A 17817-nucleotide genomic window follows, 5' to 3' on the forward strand; every position below is an offset into this window, starting at 1 on the left:
TTAACCACTGGAAAATGCTATGACCTCTTCAAAGCTCGAAGTGTTAACCCCTGCGAACTGTCAGATCATCTTTATCGATCACCAGCCACAGATGGCGTTTGGCGTGCAGTCGATTGACCGCCAGGTGCTGAAAAACAACACCGTGGCGCTGGCGAAAGCGGCTAAGGTGTTCAACATCCCGACCATCATCACCACCGTAGAGACCGAAAGCTTCTCCGGTAATACCTATCCGGAACTGCTGGACGTGTTCCCGGGTCAGGACATTCTGGAGCGTACCTCCATGAACTCCTGGGACGACCAGAAAGTGCGCGACGCGCTGAAGGCCAACGGCAAGAAGAAGGTCGTGGTTGCCGGTCTGTGGACCGAAGTGTGCAACAACAGCTTTGCCCTGTGCGCGATGCTGGAAGGCGACTACGAAATTTATATGGTGGCGGACGCGTCCGGCGGCACCTCCAAAGAAGCCCACGACTACGCGATGCAGCGCATGATCCAGGCGGGCGTGATCCCGGTGACCTGGCAGCAGGTGATGCTGGAGTGGCAGCGCGACTGGGCGCGTAAAGAGACCTACACCGCGGTGATGGACATCGTGCGCGAGCATTCCGGCGCGTACGGCATGGGCGTGGATTACGCCTACACCATGGTGCACAAAGCGCCGTCTCGCCAGAAGAGCGAGCACCGCACCTTAGCGCCGGTCCCGGCTCGCTAAGTCCCGTCGGCGGGCTGGTCCCTCATCCGGCTCGCCGCTGCCTCTTTCTCTGGAGTTCACGATGAGTACTGGGCTGATATCCCTTGCGGCAGGCGTGTTGATTGGCCTGATGTATGCCGTGCTGAAGGTGCGCTCCCCCGCGCCGCCCGCGCTGGCGCTGATTGGTCTGCTGGGGATGCTGGCGGGTGAACAGGCGACGCGCCATCTTTTATCCCGCGACGGCGCGCCTCCTCCTCAGGTGACCGTTCCGCAGGCGGCATCGCAGACGGGAGCGTCATCATGAAAGCATGGATAATTTCGCTGGTGTGCGGCGTGGTTGCTGGGGTAATTTACGCTCTGCTCGACGTCCATTCCCCGGCACCGCCGGTTGTCGCCCTGCTTGGCCTGTTTGGCATGCTGGTGGGCGAACAGCTCATCCCGGTGGGACGACGTTTACTGAGTCGCGAACCGCTCACCCTCGCCTGGTTTCGTCACGAATGCGTACCGAAAATCAGCGGCACGGCGCCCCCTGCGCCCGCGAAGGACCCTCGCGACGTTAAATGACTGGTTAGAGGAAAAACAGCATGACGCTGCCGTGGCGCATTGCCATCATTGATGACGAACGTTCCGTCCGCAGCGGGTTGAGTAATCTCCTGGAGTCGGAAGGCTATTCAACCGACACGTTTGATTCGGCAGAGGTATTTCTGAGCCATCCGCTTGCCCTGTCCGGCGCGGCGCTGGTGATCACCGATATCAAGCTCCGGGGCATGAGCGGCCTTGAGCTGTTTGACAAGCTGCGGCTGCTGGCCGTACCGCCTCCGCCCGTGCTCTTTATCTCCGGTCATGCAGATGAAAATATGCAGCGGTACGCTCTCGGTCTGGGCGCCGCTGCTTTTTTGCGTAAGCCGATTAACATCGATATTCTGCTGGATCATATTCAGCGGGAGCTGGCCCGCCGACAATAAGGATCGCGGATGAACGAACACGAGCAGCCTGCATTCTGGCCCGCCCAGGGGAATCTTCACCAGGGGCGGGTTTTTGTCCTTAAAGAGGATGTGATTTTTACCGTGCTGGCGCAGGAGGGCGGAATTGCCTGGATGCACGCGCGACATCCTCATTCCGGCGGCTCGTTTATTATTGCCACCGCGGTCAGCGACGAAGAGGAAGAGCGGGCCACCCGGCTGCTGAAAAACGAGTTTGCGCTGCGTGACGCGCTGCAGGACAGCTGGGCCATTCGCGCCGTCGCGTCCACCCAGTATCGGGGACGCTTCGCGCTGGTGTACGCCCCGTTTTCGTTTGAGCTGCTGGCGCGGCGCGCGGGCAGGGCGATCTCGGGGATCGCGCGCTTTATCGAGCTGGCGATCCAGATCTGCGTTCCTCTGCGCCAGATGCATCTGCAAAACCTGATCCACGGCGATATCAAGCCCGGCAATATTTTTGTTCATCACGATGCCACCTGCCGTCTGGGCAGCTTTGGCCTTTCATGCAGCCTCTCCGGCGCCTTCGCGCAGACCCGGCTTGCCGTTTCAGGCGGCACGCCGGCGTATATGTCCCCGGAGCACACCTCCCGCACCCATCGCCCTGTCGATGGCCGCAGCGATCTCTACAGCCTCGGCGTGGTGATGTATGAACTGCTGACCGGACGCCTGCCGTTTGAACGGGGGGAGGATGATCGGACCAACTGGGCGCACTACCATATTGCCTCGGCGCCGCTGGCCCCGGATGCGATACGCCCGGACGTGCCGGGAATGCTGTCGACCATCATCCTGAAGCTACTGGAGAAGCACCCCGATAACCGCTACCAGACGGTTGACGGGCTGATTGCCGACCTCCGCCGCTGCCAGGCGACGTTGACCGGTGAGGGCGAGATCGTTGCCTTTACCCCCGGCCAGCAGGACCGCACCCCGGCTATTCTTCTGGCGGACTCGCTGTTCGCGACGCATCCGCAGGCGAATGACGTCATTGCCGCGTTTGAGCGGGTGGGGCAGAACCGCGTGCCGGAGCTGGTGACCATCGGCGGGCCGTCGGGGATCGGCAAATCCTCCATCATTGCGACGGCGTTAAAAACGCTCCAGCAGCGTACGGTGCTGCTGGCGGTGGGCAAAGTGGATCAGTTTTCACCGTCGTTGCCCTACGGCGTATTAAGCTCCGCATTCCGCCCCCTGACCCTGCACCTGCTGGGCCTGCCGGCGGACGAGGTGGCGAAGTGGAAAATCCGTCTTTCTCGCGCCCTGGAAGGACACGAGGCGCTGGCCGTGAGCCTCGTGCCCGAGCTGGGCCTGCTGCTTGAGCGCAAACCGCGCTTCCCGGCGGATACGTTTTCCATTGATGCCCGGGCGCGCTTCAGCCATATGGTGCTGGCGTTGGTGAAAACCTTTGCCTCGCAGGGCTGCCCGCTGGTGCTGGTGCTCGACGATCTCCAGTGGAGCGACGCCGCCAGCCTGCATACGCTCAACTATCTGCTGGTGAACTGCGGCGCGATCCCGCTGCTGGTGGTGGTCGCTCATCGCGATATCGGTTCGCTGTCCGAACCCACGCTGCAACAGCAACTGGCGAGCCTGCCGGAGGCGGCACAGCACGCGAGCGAAATTGTCCCGCAGGCGCTGTCGGTCAAAGCCGTGTCCCGCTGGCTGGGGACGGTATTTCGCACCCGCAGCACGGCGACGACCGACCTCGCCACGCTGATCCATGAAAAGACCGGGGGCAACCCGCTCTTTGTACACGAATTTTTCCGCCGCATCGTCGATGACGGGCTGGTGGTGCACAACAAATATCAGGACAAGTGGCACTACGATCTGCAGGCCATCCGCGCCCGGCATTACACCGAAAACGTCGTCACCCTGGTGCTGGAGAAGCTGGAAGAGTTGCCCGACGAGACGCGTCGCCTGCTGGGTAGCCTTGCCTGCCTCGGCGGCACGGGCGAAATGGAGATGATCTGCCGCGTGGTCGGTATATCGATGGCGGAAATGCGCTACGCGCTGCATCCGGCGGTCATGGCGCAGCTGATCGTGCTGACGGAAAAAGCGTACTCCTTCACCCACGACCGGGTGCAGGAGGCCGCCTTTGCGCTGCTGGATCGGCATGAGAAAAGCCATCTTCATCTGACCACCGCCAGCCTGCTGGCCGACGCCGCGCGGCAGGCGGCGGGGAACGAGCTGCTGTTCCGCGCCGTACATCACGTCACGGCCGCGCTGGACAGCATCCAGCCCGCCCCGCAGCGCCAGATGTTCCGCGAGCTGAGCCTGCTGGCCGCGCGACGCGCGAAGCGTTCGGGGGATTACCTTTCGGCGCTGAGCTATATCCAGACTGCCCGAGCGCTGGGCAACGCCGGGACGGTGTCAGACTTTATGCTCGATATCGAAGAGGCGGGCTGCGAGTTTGCGCTGGGGCACCTGGAGCGCACCCGCGAGCTGTGTGACGCCATTCTCGGCTGCCCCGGCGGGCTGACCGAAAAGGCGCTGGCGGCCAATCTGCTGGTGGAAGTGTACATTCGCCAGTCGGATAGCCGTCTGGCGCTGGAGGCGGCGCTCTGCTGGCTGGGGGTATTCGGTATTCAGATCGGCCGCTATCCGGAAGATGCCGACTGCGACGAGGCCTGGGAACACTTCTGTAATCGCGCGGGCGACGCGCCGCAAACCCTGTTTGCCCCGCTCTCGCGGATGGATAACCCGGAAACCGAAGCGGTGATGAACCTGCTCTACAGCGCCAGCATTTGCGCCAGCTTCATCTGTCCGCGCCTGCACTTTTTGCTGCTTTGCCGCATGATGCACCTGACGCTCGACCACGGTATTACCGGCGCCTCCACCACGGCGATGGCCTGGTTTGGCGTGCTGATGGGCCACCGCTACGCCGAGTATCGCCTCGGCTTCCAGTACGGCACCCTGGCCCGCGAGCTGGTCAATCGCCACGGCTACGACGCGTTCGAAGCCAAAACCCTGCTGCCGCTCGACCAGCTCAGCGTCTGGACCCAGCCTTTATCGTTTACCATCGAATGCGCGAAGGCCTGCTTTACCTCGGCGGTGACCCACGGGGATATGACGATGGCCTGCTTTGCGGCCTGCCACCAGGTCATTAACTTCCTCTCCCGGGGCGATCACCTGGACGGGGTGCTGACCAGCATCGATCGCGGCCTGGCGTTCGTGCGTAAAACCCACTTCCAGGACGTGGAGACCATTTTGATGGTCCAGCGCGGCTACGTAGAGTTCCTGCGCACGCCGGTTATCGGCACCTGGACCGCATCGCAGGTGCTGCCGGAGGCGCTGCTGCCCGCGTCGCCGGAGCAGGCACCGGAGCAGACCTCCACCATGCTGTTCTGGTACTGGCTCTACCGCGGCATGGCGCACTTTACCTGCGGCGAGTATGCCGACGCGCAGGCGGATCTCGAGATGGCGGGGTGGTACGCGTGGTCTGCGCCGGGGCACATCCATCTGCTGGATTACCATCTTTACAGCGCCCTGGCGCTTTCCCGTCAGCTGACGCCGGAGACCTTCTCGGCGAACCACCGTCGCAGCATTCACGCCCACTACGACAAAATCGCTCTCTGGGCGCGCATTAATCCCGGCACGTTCGCGGATAAAGAGGCGCTGATCTACGCCGAAATCGTGCGTCTGGACGGGATGAACAGCATCGCGCTTGAGCAGTATGAGAAGGCGGTCCGGCTCTCCCGCGAGGGCGGGTTTAATGCGATCAATGCCCTGGCCCACGAGCTGGCGGGCCGCTTTGCGCTGGCCTGCGGCTATCCAACCGCCTCGGACGCACACTTCCGTGGCGCAATTGCCGCCTGGGGGCGGGCGGGCGCGCAGGCCAAGGTGCGCCAGCTGGAGCAGGATTTCCCGCATCTGCTGGCCTCCGGGCAGGCGAGCGCCTATGACACGGTGGCCTTCGCCCAGAACGAGACCATCCGCGATCTGCAGAGCGTCATCAAAGCCTCCCGCGCGCTGTCGGAAGAGATCAACCTCGAGCGCTTAATCGAAAACCTGATGACGATCCTCCTCGAACGCGCCGGGGCGCAGCGCGGTCTGCTGCTTCGCGTGAGCGATAACCTGATCCCGGAGATCGAGGCCAGCGCCTGGACCAGCACCGAAGGCGTGCGGGTGCGGATCCTAAAGGACGTGCCGACGGCGACCGACATGCCCCTGTCGGTGCTGGCGGCGGTGATCCGCACCGGGCAGGAGATCCGCACCGGTAAGCCGGAGGAGTTTCACCCCTTCAGTCAGGATCCCTATCTGGTGACCTCGGGGGCGGCCGTCATGTGCGTCCCGATGTTCAAACAGGCGCGGCTGGTGGGCGTGCTCTACCTGGAAAACCGCCTGATGCCGGAAGTCTTCACCGCCGAGCATTCTCGCGTGGTGAGCCTGCTGGGGGCGCAGGCCGCGGTGTCCCTGGAGACGGCGCGGCTGTACGCCGAGCTGCTGGGGGAGAACATCCAGCGCCGTCGGGTGGAAAAAGAGCTGCGCGCCAGCCAGACCTCGCTGATGCTGGGCGAGCAGATCAGCCACACCGGCAGCTGGCGCTGGGAGCTGGAGCAGGATCTGATGTTTGTCTCGGAGGAGTACGCCCGCATCCTCGGCCTGCCCGAGCAGCAAAAGATGATCTCCATGGCGGAGTTTTTGACCTTCGTTCATGAAGACGACTACGCCCGCATCAGCGCCATCGTCACGCAGAGCGTGCGCGAAGGGCTCTCCATGCGCGCGGAGTTTCGGGTCAAGCGTACCGACGGTTCAACGCGCTATATCCTCGGGATTGGCGATCCGGTGGGCGTGGGCAGCGAGGTGAACGAGTATTACGGCATCATCACCGATATCACCAGCCAGCGCGCCGCGGAGGATGCCATGCGGGTGGCGCAGGCGGATCTGGCGAGGGTGTCCCGCGCCACCACCGTCGGGCAGCTGACCTCCTCCATCGCCCACGAGATCAACCAGCCGCTGATGTCGATCGTCTCTAACGCCGGAGCGAGCCTGCGCTGGCTCAGCCGGGAGCCGGCCCGGCTGGATAAAGTGCGGGAAGGGCTGGAAGAGATCGCCGCGGAAGGCGCGCGGGCGGGGGAGATCATTCGCAGCATCCAGTCCCTGACCCGCAAGCAGGATCCCACCTTCTCGCGCATCGATCTGCACTATCTGATCCACCATATCATCGCGCTCTCCCGCAGCGAGCTGGAGCAGCGACACATTAGCGTTGATTACCTGTTGAAGGCGCAGGACAGCTTTATCACCGGCGATAGCGTGCAGATCCAGCAGGTGCTGCTTAACCTGGTGATGAACGCCGTTGAGGCGATGGCCGAGGTGAAGGATCGGGCCTGCACCATCACCCTCAGCACCAGCAACGCGGACGGGAAAGCGATCGTTGAGATCGCCGATACCGGGAGCGGCATTGAGCCCGAGCGGCTGGAGCAGATTTTTGACTCGTTCTACTCCACCAAGCCACAGGGAATGGGGATGGGGCTGACCATCAGCGCCAGCATCATTGAGCGCCACTGCGGGAAGCTGAGCGCGCGCCGCCGGGAGCCTTACGGCACGGTATTTGCCTTTGCGCTGCCGCTGGCGGTACAGGAAGGGTAAACGTTACTCCGCAGGCTGGCTTTTGGTCAGGCGCTCAACGGCCCTGACCAGCTCTGCCACGGAGCGCACCTGCATTTTCTCCATTACGCGGCGGCGGTGCACTTTCACCGTGATCTCGCTGACGCCCAGCTCGGCGGCAATCTGCTTGTTCAGCATGCCGCTTATCGCCAGCGTGAGCACCTCGTGTTCGCGCGGCGTGAGGGAGAGATGGCGCTGCTTCAGGGCGTAGTGCTCTTTATTGCGCTCGGCGTTGTTTTCCGCCAGCTGCAGCGCGGACTCAATGGCGTCGATAAGCGCGGTGGATTCGACAGGCTTGGTGAGAAATTCGTAAGCGCCGCCTTTAATGGCGCGCACCGACATCGGGATGGTGCCGTGGCCGGTGAGAAAAATAATCGGGATCTCGCGCCCGCTGTCCTTGAGGGCATCTGCTACATCAAAACCGGAGATGGTGGGCATCTGCATATCGAGGACCACGCACGAAGGGAGCTCTTCAAAGCGGTGCTGAAGAAACGCTTCTGCCGATGAAAAGCCGATGGCGTTTAAGTCTGCGGATTCCAGCAGCCCGATCACGGACTGTCTGACTGCGTCATCGTCATCAACCACATACACAATGTGTTCCATTCACCGCCCCGGTGCTGTTTTACATGTCGAGGATGCAAACAGCCCCAGGAGTGACGTAAGGGACTGTTTATGCTGACTTTCATCTTAACACATTAAATATAATTATCATTTAACAATATGATAATCATATGAAGTATAGCGATCCGGGCGGGGGCGGTGAAAGAACGAAACGCGTGCAACATGGGTAATGTGAATGAGCTCCCTCGTGATTTGCCGGTGAGGACTTTGATCGGTAAAACAGGCTACACTCTGGTTTTGAGCGCTAAATGCTGAGGACATAACAATGCACTACACACTGAAAGAAAGCGACAAGGAAAAGGCTGAAGGGTCAAACGGCGCGGGCGCTCTGCAGCAAAAACTGCTGGAGTCTCGTTCGATTGTGATTTCCGGTGAGATCAACCAGGAGCTGGCGCAGAAAGTGATCACCCAGATGATCCTGCTGCAAAGCGTCAGCAACGATCCGATCAAGCTGTACATCAACAGCCAGGGCGGTCACGTGGAAGCGGGCGACACCATCCACGACTTCATCAAATTCATTCGCCCGGAAGTGCACGTGATCGGCACCGGCTGGGTCGCGAGCGCCGGGATCACCATCTTCCTGGCTGCGAAAAAAGAGCACCGCTACTCGCTGCCAAATACCCGCTTCATGATCCACCAGCCGCTGGGCGGCGTGCGCGGTCAGGCGACCGATATTGAGATCGAAGCGCGTGAGATCATCCGCATGCTGGATCGCGTGAACAAGCTGATCGCCGACGCTACCGGCCAGCCGCTGGAAAAAGTGAAAAAAGACACCGACCGCAACTTCTGGATGTCCCCGGCGGAAGCGCTGGACTACGGCATCGTGGGTAAACTGATTACCCACTATGACGAGCTGAAGCTGGATTAAGTTTTCGCGGCGTGTTTGTGTCGGGTGGCGGCTTCGCCTTACCCGACCTACACGTGCGGGTTTGACCCATGACAAGTTCCCCCTCTGCCTTCTTGCCTATAATCGCGCCTGTTTCCCTTCTCACTGGTGCTACCCATGGCGTATCAACTGAACCTGAAATGGCCGGAATTTCTTGAGAAATACTGGCAAAAACAACCCGTCGTGCTGAAAAATGCCTTCCCGAACTTTGTCGACCCGATTACCCCGGACGAGCTGGCTGGGCTGGCGATGGAGCCGGAGGTCGATAGCCGTCTGGTGAGCCATTTCAACGGCAAATGGCAGGCCAGCAACGGCCCGTTTGAGCACTTTGACGATCTGGGCGAAACCGGCTGGTCGCTGCTGGCGCAGGCGGTGAACCACTGGCATATGCCCGCGGCGGAACTGGTGCGTCCGTTCCGCGTCCTGCCGGACTGGCGTCTGGACGATCTGATGATCTCCTTCTCCGTGCCGGGCGGCGGCGTGGGTCCGCATATCGATCAGTACGACGTGTTTATCATTCAGGGGATGGGCAGCCGCCGCTGGCGCGTGGGTGACAAGCTGCCGATGCGTCAGTTCTGCCCGCATCCGGCGCTGCTGCATGTGGATCCGTTCGAGCCGATCATTGACGAAGACCTGGCCCCGGGCGATATCCTCTACATTCCGCCTGGATTCCCGCATGACGGTTTTACCCATGAAACGGCACTCAACTACTCCGTCGGCTTCCGCGGGCCAAACGGTCGCGATCTGATCAGCAGCTTCGCCGATTACGCGCTGGAAAACGATCTGGGCGGCGAGCACTACAGCGATCCGGATCTGACCTGTCGTGAACATCCTGGCCGCGTCGAGCAGTACGAGCTCGATCGCATTTGTCAGATGATGATCGACATGATTAGCAAACCCGATGATTTCACAAAATGGTTCGGCAGCTTTGTCTCCACGCCGCGCCACGAGCTGGATATCGCCGCCGCCGAGCCGCCGTACGCGCCGGAAGAGGTGCTGGACGCGCTGCAGGGCGGCGAAACGCTGTCTCGCCTGAGCGGCCTGCGCGTGCTGAACATCAACGGCAGCTTCTTCATCAACAGCGAACAGCTGGAGACGGTTGACGCGAAGGCGGCGGATGCGCTGTGCCGCTTCACCGAACTCGGTCAGGCCGAGCTGGGCGATGCGCTGAAAAACCCGGCGTTTGTCGAGGAGCTCACCGGGCTGATTAACCAGGGGTACTGGTACTTCGACGAGTAGTGCGGCACGGTTTCTCCCTCTCCCTGTGGGAGAGGGTCGGGGTGAGGGCATCAGGCCGCACTAGCCCTCCTCCATCGCAATCACAATCGCTTCGCCCAGCTTCTTCAGCGCCTCGCGATTTTTGTCCGTCGGCGGCAGCGCCACGTTGATCCGCAGGCAGTTGCGGTACTTCCCGGAGGCGGAAAACAGCGACCCGGCCGCGGCCTGGATTTTCAGCCGGCACAGCTGCTTGCTGACGCACACCATATCGACCTTCTCCGGCAGCTCAATCCACAGCAGGAAGCTCCCCTGCGGGCGCGTGACGCAAATCTCTGCCGGAAAATACTGCCGCACCCAGCAGGTGTAGGTTTCCATATTCTGCTGATAAATCTGGCGCATACGGCGCACGTGGCGATGGTAATGCCCGTCGCGAATAAACGCCGCCACCGCCATCTGCGTTCCCGGCACGTTAAACCCGCCCGCGGCGTATTTCATGTGCATCACCCGGTCGTAGTAGCGTCCCGGCACAATCCAGCCGACGCGCAGGCCTGGCGCCACGGTTTTGGTAAACGAGCTGCAGAGGATCACGCGGCCGTCGATATCCATCGAATGAATGGTGCGCGGGCGCGGATACTCCGCCGCCAGCTCGCCGTAAATGTCATCCTCGACAATCACGATATCGTGCCGCTGGGCGAGGGCCAGCACCTGCTTTTTCCGCGCCTCCGGCATGATAAACCCGAGTGGGTTATTGCAGTTGGGCACCAGGATCACCGCCTTGATCGGCCACTGCTCCATTGCCAGCTCTAACGCTTCGATACTGATCCCGGTCTCGGGATCGGTAGGAATTTCAATTGCCTTGATGTCAAACCCGCGCAGCATCTGCATGGTGCCGTGAAACGACGGCGATTCCACCGCCACGATATCCCCCGGTTTACACACCGAGAGCAGGGCGATAGACAGCGCGCCGTGGCAGCCGTTGGTAATGACAATGTCGCTTGCCGAGACGGTGGAGCCGCCGTCGAGCATCAGGCGGGCGATCTGCTCACGCAGCTCCAGGCGCCCGTCGAGCACGTCATAGCTCAGCATCTCGCCGGGATTATGCTGCGCAATGCGGCTCATCTCGCGCCACAGGGGCTTCAGGCTCGGCTGGTTAATGTCCGGCGAACCGCCGCCAAAGGAGATCATCTCTTTGTCGGCGCGGGCGTCCAGCAGCATCATCACCTCATCCCACTGGGTAACGTCCACGGGGCGCTGCACCGGGCGCGTCATCGCCGGGACGGGCGGCTGGGCTTTTCGCGGTGAGACAAAATAGCCGGAGCGCGGCTGAGGCGTGATCAGCTGGAGGTTTTCGAGGATCTGGTAGGCCTGCTGTATGGTGCTGATGCTCACGCCGTGCTCCTGACTCAGCGTGCGCACCGACGGCAGACGTTCGCCGCTGCGATACAGCCCTTGCTCAATGCGTTCAGCCAGAAGATTGGCCAGATGTTGGTAGCGTGTCATGCTGTATCCTTTGTTTTCACCATACAGATTATAAAACCAGTACAGATTGCAGCGAAAATTGCCATGCAGATACTGTTTTAGCGGATCTGTATGTTAAACAAAAGGTGTTTTTGCATCTGTATTGCACGGGTGTATTTCCGGGATGATAACCCCACTGACACAGTGAGGAGAGCATCATGGAATTCTACGAGAATCGTTCAAAACGTCCGTTTATTGTGTTCGTCTGGATCGGGAAAACGATCTGCAACTGGTATCGCATCAACCGTACCCGCCGCATATTGAGCCAGATGAGCGACGAGCAGCTCAAGGACGTTGGGTTGTCCCGCAATGATATTTAAACCGTAGGCCGGGTAAGGCGAAGCCTCCACCCGGCGATGTTCAGCGCAACAGCGCAAACGTCTGCCGCTTCGGCCTTTCCAGCAGCGCCACCGCCTCTTCGTACGACCGCACGTTGTTATAGCCCATCACCAGCCCGTAGCGCTTCCCGGAACCGCGATACCACTCCGAAAGCGCATTGACCTGCAGCTGCTGTTCCTGCCAGCAGCGCGCCACTTCCCGGTCACGGCTTCCTTTGGTCAGGAACGCCACGATATGCATCCCGCCGTCGTTTTGCTCGGTGAAAAACAGATCGCCATACACCTTGCGCAGGGCGGCAATCATCCAGTCGCGGCGGGTCTGATACAGCGCGCGCATCTTTTTCAGGTGACGGAAAAAGTGCCCTTCGTTGAGAAACGCGGTGAGGATCTTTTGCGTCAGCACCGGCTGGCCGCTGGTGGTGATGTCCGCGCAGTCGGTAAAGGCCCCGACGGTGCTGGCGGGCATGACCACGTAGCCCATGCGCAGCGACGGCATGATGGTTTTGCTGAAGGTGCCCATAAAAATCACCCGGTCGTGATGGTCGAGGCTTTTCAGCGACGGCAGCACCTTGCGGGTGTAGTGAAACTCCCCGTCGTAATCGTCTTCGATAATCCACGCCTCGTTCTGGCTGGCCCAGTCGAGCAGCTGCTGTTTACGCGGCAGGGAGAGCGTGACCGCCAGCGGGCTCTGGTGCGACGGGGTGACGATGGCAAAACGGGCGTCGCGATGGTGACGCAGCAGGTAGTCCGTATCGATACCTGAACGGTCGACCGGCACCGTGTGCAGGCGCGGCACGATCCGCTTGAGCAGCTGCTGGCCCATAAAATAGCCAGGATCTTCAAACACCACCTTGTCGCTGCGGCTGGCAAGGGTGTCGAGGATCAGCCGCAGGCTACCGCTGTAGCCGCTGGTGATCAGCACCTGTTCGGCGCTGCAGGACAGCCCGCGCGAGATGTTGAGGTAGCTGGCAATGGCCTGGCGCAGCGGATACCAGCCCAGAACGGGCGGGTTGAGCATCTCCTCCTGACGCATGGCCCGCGTCGCCTGGCCCGCCAGCAGCAGCCACTTTTTATACGGGAAACTGTCGAGGGCAGGGATGCCGGGGCGCAGAAACCCGGCCCGCTCGCGCTGGCTGATGAGCGATGCCGGAAGCGTGCCGGTGGGCTGCTCCGCAGGGGCAGTCTTATCCGGCAACAGTAAGTCCGGGTTAACCCGCGTGCCGCGCGCGCCCTGGCTCACCAGATACCCTTCACCCGTCAGAATGGCGTACGCCGTTTCGACGGTTTTACGCGCCACCTTCAGCTCTTCCGCCAGCACGCGGATGGCTGGCACCCTGTCGCCCGGCTTCAGCACGCCGCGCATGATGTTGTCGCGGTAGCGGGAATAAATCTCGTGATAGCCCGGCTTCATGTCCTACCTCATTTCACGCTTTTTGTATCTTTTTACTATGTCATGAACGGCGTAGATTTGCCTCATCGCACGGCACATGCCGCACAAAAAGAGGAAAGACCATGAGCACTCGCGTTAACCACCATAAAGTTACACCTGCCCTCGCCAACGCGCTGTCTGCCCTGAGCATGGAGGTAGCAAAAACCTCCATCGACCCGGCGCTGAAACACCTGATCGACATTCGCGTGTCGCAGCTGAACGGCTGTACGTTCTGTCTGGATATGCACTCAAAAGAGGCGAAAATCGCCGGCGAGCGCGAACTGCGCCTGTACCATCTGGCGGCCTGGCGCGAGTCCCCGCTGTTCAGCGCCCGTGAGAAAGCGGCGCTGGCCTTCACCGAAGCGCTGACCCAGATTGGCGTTCACGGTGTCAGCGATGCGCTCTACCGCAGCGTGGCGGAGCACTTCTCGGACGTGGAGATTTCAGAGCTGAACTTCGCTATCGTGGCGATCAACGCCTGGAACCGTCTGGGGATCACCTCCCGCATGGAACCCGGCGCGCTGGATGCGGCGTACGGGCTGAATAAGGCTAACCTGGAATAATCCCGCGCTCGCGGACCATCGCCACCAGCGCCCGCAGTCCCGGCGGGACGTGGCGATGGCCGGGGTAGTACAGGCGCAGCCCGGCAAACGGCTGCGCCCAGTCGTTTAGGACGCTCATCAGTTCTCCACGCTCAAGCTCTTCACGGATATACAGTTCCGGTAAAAATCCCACCCCTAACCCCGCTTTCACGGCGCGGATCGAGGCAAAAAGATCGGACGTCGCAAAACGCGGCGGTACGGCAAGGGCGTACGTTTCACCCCGACGCGCCAGCTCCCAGCGGTAGATCCCGCCGTGGGCCATGCGCATGCCGATCCCCTGATGTGAAAGCAGATCGTCCGGCGTCTCGGGTATGCCGTGACGGGCGAAATAGTCCGGCGTGGCGGTGACCAGCTGGCGGATCTCAGCGGTCAGCGGCACGGCAATCATGTCCTGCGGCACAGACTCCTCAAGGCGGATCCCCGCGTCATAGCCTTCCGCGACGATGTCGATCATTCGCGCTTCGCTGACGGTCTCTACGCGCATCTTCGGGTAGCGGATCATAAAGTCGATCAGCAGCTGGTCCAGAAACAGGGTGCCGATATGGTTCGGCACGTTCAGACGCAGCGTGCCGGCGGGTTCTCCGGTGTCGCTGTGGATCTCTTCCCCGGCGAGACGGATCTCCTGCAGGGCAGGGCCGATACGCGCCACGTAGCGCTGTCCGGCGTCGGTAAGCGCCACGCTGCGGGTGGTGCGGTTGAAAAGTCGCGTCTCAAGGCGGCTCTCCAGCCCGGCGATGGCGTTGCTGACCGCCGTGGCGGAGATGCCCAGCTCCTGCGCCGCGCCGCGAAAGCTGCCGCGCCGCACCACCGCCATCACCACTTCCAGCTCTGTCAGACCTGAACGATGCATAGATTATCCTGAAAATCGAAACAACCCTTGCAGCATAGCGTGGATTATCGCAACGGAGAAGCCGTGCCAGACTGTGCTCACACAGCCTGAGGAGGTTTATATGCACACCATCGAACAGATCTTTATTAACGGCGAATTTATTACCCCGCACGGCACCGAGTGGTTTGATTTGTACAACCCGGCGACGGCGCGGGTCATCGGCCAGGTTCGTCTGGCGGATGAGGTCGACGCAGCGCGCGCCATTGCGGCGGCGAAAGCGGCGTTTCCGGCGTGGTCGCAGACCACAAAGCAGGAACGCATCGCGGCGCTGAAGCGCATGCACGCCGCCGTGGCCGCTCGCCACGACGATCTGCTGGAAGCGGTCATTGAAGAGTACGGCGCGCCCACCTCGCGCTCGGCGTGGATGGCCAGCTATCCGGCAGAGGTGATTGCTCAGGCTATCGAGGCGCTGGAGGCGTTTGAATTCGTCACCCCCGCGGGCGCAGCCACGGTGCAGATGACGCCGCTCGGCGTGGCCGGGCTGATTACGCCGTGGAACAGCGATGCCGGGTTTATCTGCGGCAAACTGGCGGCCGCGCTCGCCGCGGGCTGCACGGCGGTGATCAAGCCGAGCGAAATGAGCGCCCTGCAAACGCAGATTGTCACTGAAGCGCTGCGCGATGCTGAATTACCGCCAGGGGTATTTAATATCGTCACCGGACGCGGCGAGACGGTCGGCGAAACGATTAGCTGTCATCCGGACGTGGCAAAAATCTCGTTCACCGGTTCCACGAATACCGGCAAGGCGATCCTGCGCAACGCGGCGGAAAGCTTTAAGCGCGTAACGCTGGAGTTGGGCGGTAAATCGCCGACGATCCTGCTGGATGATGTGGATCTCGCGCAGGCGATCCCGCTGGTGATCCAGGCCGGGTTTATGAACAGCGGGCAGGCGTGCGTGGCCGGAACGCGCATTCTGGTGCCTTACTCGCTCAAGGCGGAGATCGAAACCGCGCTGGCGCAGGCCGTGGCGGCGGTGAAATCCGGCGACCCGCGCAACAGTGCGACTGACGTCGGCCCGATGGTCAGCGAGAAGCAGTGGCTGCGGGTGCAGGGCTATATCCGTAAAGGCCTCGAAGAGGGGGCACGCCTGCTGGCGGGCGGTGAAGGACGACCGGACGGCACGCAGGACGGCTGGTTCGTGCGTCCGACGCTGTTTGCCGACGTGAACAACTGGATGACCGTTGCCCGCGACGAGATCTTCGGCCCGGTGCTGTGCGTAATCCCTTATCAGGACGAGGCGGAGGCGATCGCCATTGCCAACGACACCGACTACGGCCTGAGCGCGATGGTGCTGGGCGGCGATGTGGACCGCGCGCGACGCGTGGCGCAGCAGATTGTTTCCGGTCGCGTGCTGGTGAACACCCTGGCCCATGAACCGAAGGCGCCGTTCGGCGGGTTTAAGCACTCCGGTTTGGGGCGCGAGATGGGCGAGTGGGGGATCCGGGCGTTTATGGAGCCGCGGTCGATTGTGGGATAAAACCTGCCCGGTGGCGCTGCGCTTACCGGGCCTACATGAGCCCGTAGGCCGGATAAGCGCAGCGCCATCCGGCACAACACTTCGCTCCTTGCCGAAGCATCGTACTTTTCCATCCTGCATTCTCTCCCCAACATCACAACGGAGAGACCATCATGATCGCAGTCCTTTTCGAAGCTAAAGCCGAGCCCGCTCATCAGGCGCGCTATCTCCAGCTGGCCGCCGAACTTAAGCCGCTGCTGGCCGACATCGACGGCTTTATTGATATCGAGCGGTTCCAGAGCCTGACCACCGACGGCAAAATCCTCTCCCTTTCCTGGTGGCGGGATGAAGAGGCCGTCCGCCGCTGGAAGCAGAACGTCTTTCATCAGGCGGCGCAGGCCGAAGGGCGGGAGTCGATTTTTGCGTACTACCGCATTCGGGTGGCGCAGGTCGTGCGGGAATATACCTCTGAAACCGGAGGGCATGCCGATGTATGACGTTCATGTCATTTTTCGCGATATCCCGGGTGAGCTGGCGCGCTTTGGACAGCTGCTGGGCCGCAACGGCGTGGGGCTGGAGGGCGGTGGCGTATTTGGTACACATGCCCATTTCCTGATGGAAGACGGGGAAAAAGCGCGACGCGTGCTGCTCGACGCCGGGTTTATCGTGCAGGCGGTGCGAAAGCCGGTGATCAGAAAACTTAAGCAAGAGCGCCCTGGCGAGCTGGGCGAGATAGCGGCGGCGCTGGCGGCACGCGGTGTGTCTATCCTGACCCAGTACAGCGACCATGCGAATCACCTTATTCTGCTGACGGATAATGATAAGCTGGCCGCTGAGATCACCGAACCCTGGGCGGCCCATGCTTAAGACGAGTTTACCCCCTGACAACAGCGCGTTGCTGGAAAAGGCGATTGCCGCGGTGGCGGCGGCAATCGCCGATCCGTCGCGCGTGAAGATGCTCTGTGCCCTGATGGACGGACGGGCGTGGACGGCCACCGAACTGAGCGCGGCGGCTGACGTTGCGCCGTCGACCGCCAGCGGGCATCTCTCCCGGCTGGTTGAAGGGCAACTGATTACCTGCCTGTCGCAAGGGCGGCATCGCTATTATCGTCTTGCCGGGCACGACGTGGCGGCGCTGGTGGAGCAGATGATGGGGCTCTCCTGGAGCCGCATTACCCCGCCGGAAACCAGCGCGCCGAAAGCCATGCGTGAAGCCCGGACCTGCTATGACCATCTCGCAGGCGCGGTGGCGGTGCAGATTTATGATTTCATGCAGGCGGAAGGCTGGCTGGAGGCTGACGGTTCAGCGTTGACACTCTATGGCCGGGAGCAGTTCCTGACGCTCGGCATTTCGTTAAGCGCGCATCCGCGCCGGAAGGCCTGCTGCGCCTGCCTGGACTGGAGCGAGCGGCGGTTTCACCTGGGCGGAGAAGCCGGCGCGTTGCTGCTCGATCATCTGGAAAATAAAGGCTGGATCCAGCGGGTGGCGGGGTATCGGGAGGTGGTGGTGACGGCATCGGGGAAAAGTGCCGTCAGGAAGCATTTTAGCCGCTAAACGCCGCTGCGGGCTGATGCCCTCACCCCGACCCTCTCCCACAGG

At 61.6% G+C, this 17817-nt stretch carries 17 protein-coding genes; 13 read left to right on the top strand and 4 right to left on the bottom strand.

Annotation, left to right across the window (positions count from 1 at the left end; genetic code table 11):
* The first annotated feature begins 19 nt into the window (after nucleotides 1–19).
* The 5 genes from ACMGG5_RS08605 to ACMGG5_RS08625 all read left to right on the top strand — a co-directional run bounded on the left by ACMGG5_RS08605 (nucleotide 20) and on the right by ACMGG5_RS08625 (nucleotide 7242).
* Nucleotides 20–706 (top strand): hydrolase, encoded by a 687-nt coding sequence (locus ACMGG5_RS08605; protein ID WP_008501349.1) that lies wholly within the window; start codon nucleotides 20–22, stop codon nucleotides 704–706.
* A gap of 61 nt (nucleotides 707–767) precedes the next feature.
* The gene (locus ACMGG5_RS08610; protein WP_024909508.1) at nucleotides 768–989 is read left to right on the top strand and encodes a DUF1427 family protein; all 222 of its coding nucleotides are present in this window, start codon (nucleotides 768–770) and stop codon (nucleotides 987–989) included.
* The gene (locus tag ACMGG5_RS08615; protein WP_024909507.1) at nucleotides 986–1249 is read left to right on the top strand and encodes a XapX domain-containing protein; all 264 of its coding nucleotides are present in this window, start codon (nucleotides 986–988) and stop codon (nucleotides 1247–1249) included. The genes ACMGG5_RS08610 and ACMGG5_RS08615 overlap by 4 nt, the downstream gene beginning before the upstream one ends.
* Before the next feature lie 20 nt (nucleotides 1250–1269).
* Nucleotides 1270–1650 carry a response regulator transcription factor gene (locus ACMGG5_RS08620; RefSeq protein ID WP_008501346.1) on the top strand — a complete coding sequence of 127 codons (381 nt, stop codon included), beginning with the start codon at nucleotides 1270–1272 and terminating at the stop codon, nucleotides 1648–1650.
* A 9-nt stretch (nucleotides 1651–1659) separates the two neighbouring features.
* Nucleotides 1660–7242: a trifunctional serine/threonine-protein kinase/ATP-binding protein/sensor histidine kinase gene (locus tag ACMGG5_RS08625; RefSeq protein WP_420277737.1), complete on the top strand. Its 5583-nt coding sequence runs from the start codon at nucleotides 1660–1662 to the stop codon at nucleotides 7240–7242.
* A 3-nt stretch (nucleotides 7243–7245) separates the two neighbouring features.
* Here the strand turns inward: ACMGG5_RS08625 and ACMGG5_RS08630 are convergent, their stop codons facing one another.
* Complete coding sequence (locus ACMGG5_RS08630; protein WP_032649964.1) at nucleotides 7246–7863, bottom strand: response regulator transcription factor; 618 nt, start codon at nucleotides 7861–7863, stop codon at nucleotides 7246–7248.
* A 283-nt stretch (nucleotides 7864–8146) separates the two neighbouring features.
* On the opposite strand from ACMGG5_RS08630, the gene ACMGG5_RS08635 reads away from it, so the two are divergent.
* Together ACMGG5_RS08635 and ACMGG5_RS08640 are read left to right on the top strand one after the other, a co-directional pair.
* Nucleotides 8147–8749, top strand: a complete 603-nt coding sequence (locus ACMGG5_RS08635) for an ATP-dependent Clp protease proteolytic subunit (protein WP_024909504.1) — start codon at nucleotides 8147–8149, stop codon at nucleotides 8747–8749.
* Nucleotides 8750–8884: 135 nt separating this feature from the next.
* A complete protein-coding gene (locus ACMGG5_RS08640) occupies nucleotides 8885–10006 on the top strand; it encodes a cupin domain-containing protein (protein WP_248272793.1) in 1122 nt (373 codons plus the stop codon).
* Between the two features lie 60 nt (nucleotides 10007–10066).
* On the opposite strand, the gene ACMGG5_RS08645 is transcribed toward ACMGG5_RS08640, so the two are convergent.
* Entirely contained in the window at nucleotides 10067–11485 is a 1419-nt protein-coding gene (locus ACMGG5_RS08645) for a PLP-dependent aminotransferase family protein (protein WP_024909502.1), read from the bottom strand.
* 176 nt (nucleotides 11486–11661) lie between these two features.
* Between ACMGG5_RS08645 and ACMGG5_RS08650 the strand changes: the two genes are divergently transcribed.
* Nucleotides 11662–11823, top strand: coding sequence for a DUF1127 domain-containing protein (locus ACMGG5_RS08650; RefSeq protein ID WP_032645487.1), 162 nt, complete (start codon nucleotides 11662–11664; stop codon nucleotides 11821–11823).
* Nucleotides 11824–11863: 40 nt separating this feature from the next.
* On the opposite strand, the gene ACMGG5_RS08655 is transcribed toward ACMGG5_RS08650, so the two are convergent.
* Nucleotides 11864–13252 carry a PLP-dependent aminotransferase family protein gene (locus ACMGG5_RS08655; RefSeq protein WP_420277738.1) on the bottom strand — a complete coding sequence of 463 codons (1389 nt, stop codon included), beginning with the start codon at nucleotides 13250–13252 and terminating at the stop codon, nucleotides 11864–11866.
* Nucleotides 13253–13353: 101 nt separating this feature from the next.
* Between ACMGG5_RS08655 and ACMGG5_RS08660 the strand changes: the two genes are divergently transcribed.
* Nucleotides 13354–13833 carry a carboxymuconolactone decarboxylase family protein gene (locus ACMGG5_RS08660; protein ID WP_024909883.1) on the top strand — a complete coding sequence of 160 codons (480 nt, stop codon included), beginning with the start codon at nucleotides 13354–13356 and terminating at the stop codon, nucleotides 13831–13833.
* On the opposite strand, the gene ACMGG5_RS08665 is transcribed toward ACMGG5_RS08660, so the two are convergent.
* The gene (locus ACMGG5_RS08665; RefSeq protein ID WP_420277739.1) at nucleotides 13820–14722 is read right to left on the bottom strand and encodes a LysR family transcriptional regulator; all 903 of its coding nucleotides are present in this window, start codon (nucleotides 14720–14722) and stop codon (nucleotides 13820–13822) included. The two genes, ACMGG5_RS08660 and ACMGG5_RS08665, sit on opposite strands and share 14 nt — an antisense overlap.
* A gap of 100 nt (nucleotides 14723–14822) precedes the next feature.
* Here ACMGG5_RS08665 and ACMGG5_RS08670 point away from each other — a divergent pair, with 100 nt between their 5' ends.
* The 4 genes from ACMGG5_RS08670 (at nucleotide 14823) to ACMGG5_RS08685 (ending at nucleotide 17772) form a co-directional block, all read left to right on the top strand.
* Entirely contained in the window at nucleotides 14823–16238 is a 1416-nt protein-coding gene (locus ACMGG5_RS08670; protein ID WP_420277740.1) for an aldehyde dehydrogenase family protein, read from the top strand.
* A gap of 152 nt (nucleotides 16239–16390) precedes the next feature.
* Nucleotides 16391–16714 (top strand): antibiotic biosynthesis monooxygenase family protein, encoded by a 324-nt coding sequence (locus tag ACMGG5_RS08675; RefSeq protein ID WP_126545533.1) that lies wholly within the window; start codon nucleotides 16391–16393, stop codon nucleotides 16712–16714.
* Entirely contained in the window at nucleotides 16707–17084 is a 378-nt protein-coding gene (locus tag ACMGG5_RS08680; protein WP_420277741.1) for an amino acid-binding protein, read from the top strand. Before ACMGG5_RS08675 ends, ACMGG5_RS08680 begins: the two co-directional genes overlap by 8 nt.
* Complete coding sequence (locus tag ACMGG5_RS08685; RefSeq protein WP_420277742.1) at nucleotides 17077–17772, top strand: ArsR/SmtB family transcription factor; 696 nt, start codon at nucleotides 17077–17079, stop codon at nucleotides 17770–17772. The genes ACMGG5_RS08680 and ACMGG5_RS08685 overlap by 8 nt, the downstream gene beginning before the upstream one ends.
* Nucleotides 17773–17817: the final 45 nt, after the last annotated feature.

It is taken from the genome of Enterobacter sp. BNK-34, assembly GCF_048684445.1.
In the GTDB taxonomy this organism is placed as follows: domain Bacteria; phylum Pseudomonadota; class Gammaproteobacteria; order Enterobacterales; family Enterobacteriaceae; genus Enterobacter; species Enterobacter pseudoroggenkampii.

What these genes read in the sequence shown, in the direction of transcription:
- ACMGG5_RS08605 (WP_008501349.1), top strand. Translation starts at nt 20, where the DNA reads ATGACCTCTTCAAAGCTCGAAGTGTTAACCCCTGCGAACTGTCAGATC.
- ACMGG5_RS08610 (WP_024909508.1), top strand. Translation starts at nt 768, where the DNA reads ATGAGTACTGGGCTGATATCCCTTGCGGCAGGCGTGTTGATTGGCCTG.
- ACMGG5_RS08615 (WP_024909507.1), top strand. Translation starts at nt 986, where the DNA reads ATGAAAGCATGGATAATTTCGCTGGTGTGCGGCGTGGTTGCTGGGGTA.
- ACMGG5_RS08620 (WP_008501346.1), top strand. Translation starts at nt 1,270, where the DNA reads ATGACGCTGCCGTGGCGCATTGCCATCATTGATGACGAACGTTCCGTC.
- ACMGG5_RS08625 (WP_420277737.1), top strand. Translation starts at nt 1,660, where the DNA reads ATGAACGAACACGAGCAGCCTGCATTCTGGCCCGCCCAGGGGAATCTT.
- ACMGG5_RS08630 (WP_032649964.1), bottom strand. Translation starts at nt 7,863, where the DNA reads ATGGAACACATTGTGTATGTGGTTGATGACGATGACGCAGTCAGACAG.
- ACMGG5_RS08635 (WP_024909504.1), top strand. Translation starts at nt 8,147, where the DNA reads ATGCACTACACACTGAAAGAAAGCGACAAGGAAAAGGCTGAAGGGTCA.
- ACMGG5_RS08640 (WP_248272793.1), top strand. Translation starts at nt 8,885, where the DNA reads ATGGCGTATCAACTGAACCTGAAATGGCCGGAATTTCTTGAGAAATAC.
- ACMGG5_RS08645 (WP_024909502.1), bottom strand. Translation starts at nt 11,485, where the DNA reads ATGACACGCTACCAACATCTGGCCAATCTTCTGGCTGAACGCATTGAG.
- ACMGG5_RS08650 (WP_032645487.1), top strand. Translation starts at nt 11,662, where the DNA reads ATGGAATTCTACGAGAATCGTTCAAAACGTCCGTTTATTGTGTTCGTC.
- ACMGG5_RS08655 (WP_420277738.1), bottom strand. Translation starts at nt 13,252, where the DNA reads ATGAAGCCGGGCTATCACGAGATTTATTCCCGCTACCGCGACAACATC.
- ACMGG5_RS08660 (WP_024909883.1), top strand. Translation starts at nt 13,354, where the DNA reads ATGAGCACTCGCGTTAACCACCATAAAGTTACACCTGCCCTCGCCAAC.
- ACMGG5_RS08665 (WP_420277739.1), bottom strand. Translation starts at nt 14,722, where the DNA reads ATGCATCGTTCAGGTCTGACAGAGCTGGAAGTGGTGATGGCGGTGGTG.
- ACMGG5_RS08670 (WP_420277740.1), top strand. Translation starts at nt 14,823, where the DNA reads ATGCACACCATCGAACAGATCTTTATTAACGGCGAATTTATTACCCCG.
- ACMGG5_RS08675 (WP_126545533.1), top strand. Translation starts at nt 16,391, where the DNA reads ATGATCGCAGTCCTTTTCGAAGCTAAAGCCGAGCCCGCTCATCAGGCG.
- ACMGG5_RS08680 (WP_420277741.1), top strand. Translation starts at nt 16,707, where the DNA reads ATGTATGACGTTCATGTCATTTTTCGCGATATCCCGGGTGAGCTGGCG.
- ACMGG5_RS08685 (WP_420277742.1), top strand. Translation starts at nt 17,077, where the DNA reads ATGCTTAAGACGAGTTTACCCCCTGACAACAGCGCGTTGCTGGAAAAG.